Here is a 3,358-nt window from a genome sequence, read left to right on the forward strand (position 1 = left end):
TCACCGGAGGGGTTCACGGCCTGGCCGCCGGCTCCCCTCGTTTGAAGGTTACTATCGTCACACCATCCCCGCCCTCGGAGGCATCCGCCGGCTGAAACTCCAGGAGATGGCGGTAGCCCTGGAGAAATTCCCGCACCGCCTGGCGCAGTGCACCGGTTCCTTTGCCGTGGATGATGCGCGCCCAGGGCAAATTGGCCAGCAGTGCGGCGTCCAGGTACCGTTCCAGCGCCTCCAGCGCGTCCTCCGCCCGCATGCCGCGCAGGTCCAGCTCGGTCGGCGGGCGCGGCCGCTCCAGGTCGAACGAAATGGAAGGCGCCGGCTCTTGTGCCGGCGCGGCCTGCCGGCGCACCCGCACCTGACGGGCCGGCAGGCGCAGGCGCAGGGAGCCGGCCTGCAGTTCCACCTCGTCGCCGGCGACGCCCGTCACCTCTCCTTCCACGGAAAGCCCCTCGATCCAGACCCGGTCCCCCACCTGCGGGGGCACCCAGGGCCCGACCTCTTCCGCGGGGGCTTGCGGGCTGCGCACCGGCGCCCAGGCTTCCTCCAGCGCCTCGACTTCCTGGGAGAGCGTCCGCACTGCCGGCGCGGCCGGCGCCTGCCGCAGGGCGCGGCGCGCTTCCTCTGCTTCGGCGCGCAGGCGTTCGATCTCCTGGCGCAGTTCTGCCAGCTCTTGACGCGCCTGCTCGCGCGCCTCGGCCAGCACCTGCCGGCGAGCCTCTTCGATGGCTGCCAGCTTCTGACGAAGCTCATCGCGCAGCCGTTCCGCTTCCTGTCGGGCGGCCTGCGCCAGCTCCAGCTCGCGGCGCGCCTGCTGTTGGGTGGTCTTGAGATGGTTCAGCAGGGATTCGGCCTGAAGCGCCTCGGCGGAGACGCGGCGGGTGGCGTCGGCGATAATGCTCTCGTCCAGGCCCAGCCGGCGGGCGATGGCCAGCGCGTTCGAGCGCCCCGGGAGCCCGATGGTCAGCTCATAGGTCGGGCGCAGGGTCTCCGGGTCGAATTCGACGCTGGCGTTCTGCACGCCGGGCGCGCTGTGGGCGTAAATCTTCAGCTCCGAGTAATGGGTGGTGGCGAAGGTGGTGATACCCCGCGCCACCAGGTGCGAGAGGATGGCCTGGGCCAGGGCGGAGCCTTCTTCCGGGTCGGTGCCGGCGCCCAGCTCATCCAGCACCACCAGTGAGTGGGAGGTCGCCCGCCGCAAGATATCCACGATGTTGTTCATGTGGGAAGAGAAAGTGGACAGGCTCTGCTCGATGGACTGCTCATCCCCGATATCGGCATATATGCCGTCGAACACGGAGAGCCGCGCCCCTTCGGCGGCGGGGATGGCCATGCCGGCCTGTGCCATGGCGGCCAGGAGGCCCACCGTCTTGAGCGCTACGGTCTTGCCGCCGGTATTGGGGCCGGTGATGACCAGCACGAAGTAATCGGGGCCGAGCCGCACGTCAATGGGCACTACCGTCTGCGGGTCCAGCAGGGGATGGCGCGCCCGGGGCAGTACGATGACGCTCCCCGGGTGGATGACATTGGGGTCGCCGGCCACCGGATGCGGCTTCTCGAACGGCACCAGCTCCGGCGAGACAGCGCGCAGATCCTGGGCATACTTGGCCTTGGCGAAAATCAGGTCCAGCTCGGCCAGTATCCCCACGGTGCGCTCGATGAACGGCGCTTCCTGCGCGATCAGCATGGACAGATTGGCCAGGATGCGGCGGATCTCCGCCTGTTCCGCCAACTGCAGTTCGCGCCACTCGTTGTTCAGCTCCACCGTGGTCAGCGGTTCGATGAAGAGCGTGGCGCCGCTGGCGGACTGGTCATGGATGATGCCCGGGATGCGCCCCTTGAACTCGGCTTTGAGTGGGATGACATAGCGCCCGTTGCGCTGGGTGATGATGGGTTCCTGGAGGTAGCCGGCGCTCTCCGCCGAGTGGATCAGCCGGTTGAGCTGGCGCAGGACCCGCTCGTGCGCCTCGCGCAGGGCGGCGCGGATTTGCGCCAGCATGGGGCTGGCGCTGTCGCGTATCTCGCCGGCCTCGTCCATACAGCGGTTGATCTCGGCGACCACGTGGGCGCAGTCCTCGATGCGCTGGGCCAGGCCGGCCAAGTGGGGCGCCAGGGCCACCTGCCGGCCCAGGCTCTGCCGCAGGGAGCGCGCGCTGGCAAGGGTGGCGCGGATTTCCAGGAAGTCCTCCGGCTGGAGGCTGATGCCGCGCTTGCATTCGTCCAGCAGGGGGCGGATGTCGCGGGCACCGCCCACCGAAAGGGTCATGCCGGCGGAAAGCAGGCGCATGGCCTCGGCGGTCTCCTGCTGTCGCCGGCGCGCCTCTTCCAGGTCGGCCGTGGGGCGCAGGGCGCGCGCCAGGGCCTGGCCGGCCGAAAAATCGGCGTACGCGGCCAGCCGTTCCAGAATCTTCGGGAACTCCAGGATGTCGAGATATCTATCTTCCATGGGTGATGTTCAGACCGTCCGATTTGTCATTCGATGATGAAGATTTGCAGTACCTGGGAGGCCGGCACGAAGGGGGAGACGCTGGAAAGGATGTAGGGCAGGAGCACAGTGAAGGCGCGCGCCAGCGGGGAGCGCGCCAGCCCGATGGCGATCATGCGGCGGAAGGATTCCGCCTGCAGGGTGGCCAGCATGGGTTTGCCGGGGTCGTGCCAGTTGACCGGCACGCCGATCGCGTAGTTGAGGAGGGCGATGACGATGGCGATCCAGATGCCGGCCATGGCGACACCAAAGGCCATGCCCCCAATCTGATTGAGCAGGCGCAGGGCCTTTATCTCCTGCTTGCGCACCCCGCGCAGGGCCAGCCCCAGGACGTTGATAGCGATGATGAGCAGGAGCAGGAAGGACACGGCGCCGGCGGCCTTCGGTTCCAAATGAACGACGCGTCCCAGGCCGGGCGCGATGTCGGAATAAAACATCGTCGCCACGATGAGGGAGACGTACAGCATCGCCATCCCGATAGCCTGATGGATGAGGCCGTGGATAAAGCCCCAGGCGGCGCCGGCGGCCAAAGCGATAATGATGAGCACGTCAAAACCGTTCATGCGCTTCTCCCCGTGCGATGTACGGCCGGATACATTATGAGTATAACATATTCCGGGGCCTTCGCAAAGATTTCCGCGCCAGGAGGTGATAGGAAATTGGTATCAGTTCCGGGGCATAAGACATGGAGATGGCAGTCGCCTGCGAGTGACTGCCACCTGCGGCACGCCGCTTTCTACAAAGCGGTACTTTTCCCAAAGGGTTGTTTCAGGTGCCGGCGGAAGGCTTCTTTTGCTGTTCTTCAATCTCACCGCAAATATCGTGCAGGCTCTTCCCCTCGAAAAGCACTTCCCGCTCGCGGCTGTAATCGCCGAA

The 3,358-nt window shown here is 66.6% G+C and carries 2 protein-coding genes; both read right to left on the reverse strand.

All coding sequences use genetic code 11. The features are described from left to right. Positions 1 to 13 precede the first annotated feature (13 nt). A complete protein-coding gene (locus H5T60_13120; GenBank protein ID MBC7243371.1) occupies positions 14 to 2,443 on the reverse strand; it encodes an endonuclease MutS2 in 2,430 nt (809 codons plus the stop codon). Positions 2,444 to 2,469: 26 nt separating this feature from the next. Then, positions 2,470 to 3,045, reverse strand: coding sequence for a CvpA family protein (locus tag H5T60_13125; GenBank protein ID MBC7243372.1), 576 nt, complete (start codon positions 3,043 to 3,045; stop codon positions 2,470 to 2,472). Positions 3,046 to 3,358: the final 313 nt, after the last annotated feature.

The sequence above is a fragment of the Anaerolineae bacterium genome (assembly GCA_014360855.1).
GTDB lineage: Bacteria > Chloroflexota > Anaerolineae > JACIWP01 > JACIWP01 > JACIWP01.

Bases quoted from the DNA above. Each gene is read 5' to 3' on its own strand.
- H5T60_13125 (MBC7243372.1), bottom strand. From the start codon at position 3,045: ATGAACGGTTTTGACGTGCTCATCATTATCGCTTTGGCCGCCGGCGCC.
- H5T60_13120 (MBC7243371.1), bottom strand. From the start codon at position 2,443: ATGGAAGATAGATATCTCGACATCCTGGAGTTCCCGAAGATTCTGGAA.